Origin of the sequence: Actinoplanes sp. NPDC051633, from assembly GCF_040681735.1 — a bacterium.
GTDB lineage: Bacteria > Actinomycetota > Actinomycetes > Mycobacteriales > Micromonosporaceae > Actinoplanes.
In genome coordinates this window covers 1-2,911 of sequence record NZ_JBFAZH010000989.1, presented here as the reverse complement: position 1 = coordinate 2,911, position 2,911 = coordinate 1, and the positions used below count along the sequence as shown (strand labels likewise).

Here is a 2,911-nt window from a genome sequence, read left to right as displayed (position 1 = left end):
GCACCAATCCGACCACACACCAGGCGCCCAGCACCAAGGCGATCCGGCCGTGCTCCCACGCGCCGCCCGCCTCCTGGACGACCGCCCCGTCCGGCAGGAACACCGACCGGAAGCCCTGGCCGATCCACTTCACCGGGAAGATCGACGCCAGCGTGATCATCCAGTCCGGCAGCTGCGTGATCGGGTGGATGAAGATGCCGGAGAGGAACTGCAGCGCCACCACCGGCACGTTGAGGATCGCGCCGGCCGTGCGGGCGTTGCGCACCAGCGCACTGGCCGCGATGCCGAGCAGCGTGCAGGAGAGCACCGAGAGCACGAACAGCCAGGCGAAGGTGAACCAGCGGCCGGGCTCGGACGGCAACGGCATGTCGAACAGCAGCACGCCGATCGCGAGCAGGACGGCGACCTCCGCCAGGCTGAGCACCGCGACGTAGACGAACTTGCCGATGAAGTACGCGGTCGCGGTGACCGGCGTGCCCCGCAGCCGTTTGAGCGTGCCGTCCTCGCGGTCGACCGCCAGGCCGACGCCCATCGAGATGAACGCGGTGGACACGATGCCGTACGCGATCATGCTGGCCGAGAACACCTGGGCGGCGTTCACGCCGGGACCGGCGACCTCCTCGCCGAAGATCACGCCGAACAGCATGAGCAGGATCGCCGGGAACGAGAACGTGAAGATCAGCGCCGTCTTGTCCCGCAGGAACTGGAGGATCTCCACCCGGCCGCGCGAGACGCCGATCCGGACGGTGGACGGCAGGGCCGGTGCTTGGGCGGTCATCGGGCGTCTCCGATCAGGGTGAGGTAGGTGTCCTCGAGGGTGGGGCGGGTGACGGTCAGGCGGCTCAGGTCCGCGCCCTCCCGCACCAGGCGGGTGATCAGCCCGGTGGGGTCGGCGACCTCCTCGCGGCGGCCATCCCAGGTGACGGTGACCCCCGCGGTGGCGCGTCCGCCCAGGCTCGCCGGGCTGCCCTCGGCGACGATCCGGCCGTCGGCGATCACGGCGAGGCGGTCGGCGAGGGCCTCGGCCTCGTCCAGGTAGTGCGTGGTCAGCAGGATGGTGGTGCCCTCGCGGGCCTGCGCCCGGATCAGCTCCCAGAACTGCCGGCGGGCCTCGGGGTCGAAGCCGGTGGTGGGCTCGTCCAGGAACAGCACCTCGGGCCGCCCGACCACGCCGAGCGCGACGTCGACGCGGCGGCGCTGACCGCCGGAGAGCGACCGGATCTTCGCGCCGGCCTTGTCGGTCAGCCCGACCGCGTCGATGACCTCGCCGGCCGGCCGCGGCCGCGGGTAGAAGCCGGCCACGTGCCGCACCATCTCGGCGACGGTGAGGTCGGCGGCGTCGGTGGCGGTCTGCAGGACGATGCCGATGCGGGCGCGCCAGTCGCGGCCGGCGGCGCCGGGGTCGGTCCCGAGCACACGGACATCGCCGCCGTCGCGGCGCCGATGCCCCTCTAGGATCTCGACGGTGGTGGTCTTGCCCGCGCCGTTGGGCCCGAGCAGAGCGAAGACCTCACCGGAGGCGACGGTCAGGTCGATCCCGGCGACGGCCGCCCGCCCGCCGTAGGCCTTGCGCAGCCCGTGAACTTCAATCGCTGTCATGCCCTAATGCTGGTCGCGACGCCGCTCCGGCCGCGACGACCGCACCACTGTCACCGGGTGTCCACCGATCGATGGACAGCGCCGGGCCATCGGCCTTTTGAGGGCCCGGCTACTCCCACTTGAAGGCGCGGATCGCGGCGGTCACGCCGACCGCGGCCCAGACGCCCAGGCTCAGCCAGATCGGGCCCTGGATGTTGGCGCCGGTGGTCAACGTGTCGCGCAGCGCTTCCGCATGCGCGGCGAGCGGCAGCAGGAACCAGCCGGCCGTGCCGAGGTCGGGCGCCGCGAACATGATGCCGCCCGCGGCGAGCATCAGGACATAGATCAGGGTGGCGCCGGCGGTCACCGTCTCGGGCCGCAACAGCCCGGCCAGGGTCAGAGCCAATCCCGAGTACGCCGCGACGGCCAGCACCGTGATGCCGAGCGCCGGCAGCAGATGCCCGAACTCAGGCCGCCAGCCCACGGCGACGCCGACCAGCGCGAGCAGCAACAGTTGGACGGCGACCAGCCCGAGGATCGACGCGGTCTTCGCGAACAGCAGGCCCGACCGGGTCAACGGCGATGCGCCGAGCCGCTTGAGCACGCCGTAGCTGCGTTCGTACCCGGTGGTGATCGCCTGGCCGGTGAAGGCGGTGGACATGACGGTCAGCGCCAGCACGCCCGGCACCACGTAGCCGAGCCGGTCCGTCGACGGCACGTTCGTCGCACGGGTGAGGCCGGCCCCGAGCAGCACCAGCAGCGGCACGCCCATCGCCAGCACGACGGCTTCGCCGCGCCGGGCGGTGAGCAGCAGTTCCATCCGGATCTGTCGCCGGATCACCACACCGCGCGTCGCCCGCCCGGGCGCCGGGGCGAACGTCCCGGCGCTCACCGCGACACCGTCGTCGGTGCGGAGGTCAGCGAGAGGTAGACGTCCTCCAGCGTGCGACGCCGCGAGTTGACCGAGGTGACGTGCGCCTCCGCCGCCGCGAACCAGGCAAGCACCCCGGCGATCGCCGCGCTGTCGAGCGCGCCCGCGATCGTGTACTCCCCCGGCGACGGCTCCGCGACCCTCGCCTCGATCCGCTCGGCCAGCGTCGCGATCGGCAGCCCCGCGTCCGCGCGCACCTCGAGCAGGTCGATCCCGGCCGCCGCGGTCAACTCGGCCGGCGAGCCGGTCGCCGCCACCCGGCCGGACCGCATGATCACCACCTGGTCGGCGAGGCGTTCCGCCTCGTCCAGCAGATGCGTCGTGAGCAGCACGGACACCGCGTCCGCCCCCAGCGGCTCGACAAGCGGCCCCGTGGTGTGGCGGGGCGCGGGGGCCCTGGCG

General features: G+C 72.8%; 3 protein-coding genes and 1 pseudogene. All 4 read right to left on the bottom strand.

Annotated features, from left to right (window positions below; genetic code table 11):
- The coding region (locus AB0M20_RS35675) for an ABC transporter permease (protein WP_364304961.1) at nt 1-778 on the bottom strand (778 nt) is incomplete at its 3' end.
- Nucleotides 775-1,599: an ABC transporter ATP-binding protein gene (locus AB0M20_RS35670; protein WP_364304960.1), complete on the bottom strand. Its 825-nt coding sequence runs from the start codon at nt 1,597-1,599 to the stop codon at nt 775-777. The genes AB0M20_RS35675 and AB0M20_RS35670, both read right to left, overlap by 4 nt.
- Nucleotides 1,600-1,708: 109 nt before the next feature.
- Nucleotides 1,709-2,470, bottom strand: a complete 762-nt coding sequence (locus tag AB0M20_RS35665; RefSeq protein ID WP_364304958.1) for an ABC transporter permease — start codon at nt 2,468-2,470, stop codon at nt 1,709-1,711.
- Nucleotides 2,467-2,911, bottom strand: a pseudogene (locus AB0M20_RS35660) (ABC transporter ATP-binding protein); the annotation flags it as partial. The pseudogene AB0M20_RS35660 and the gene AB0M20_RS35665, both read right to left, overlap by 4 nt.

Coding starts and splice junctions, on each gene's coding strand:
- AB0M20_RS35670 (WP_364304960.1), bottom strand. CDS start 1,599: ATGACAGCGATTGAAGTTCACGGGCTGCGCAAGGCCTACGGCGGGCGG.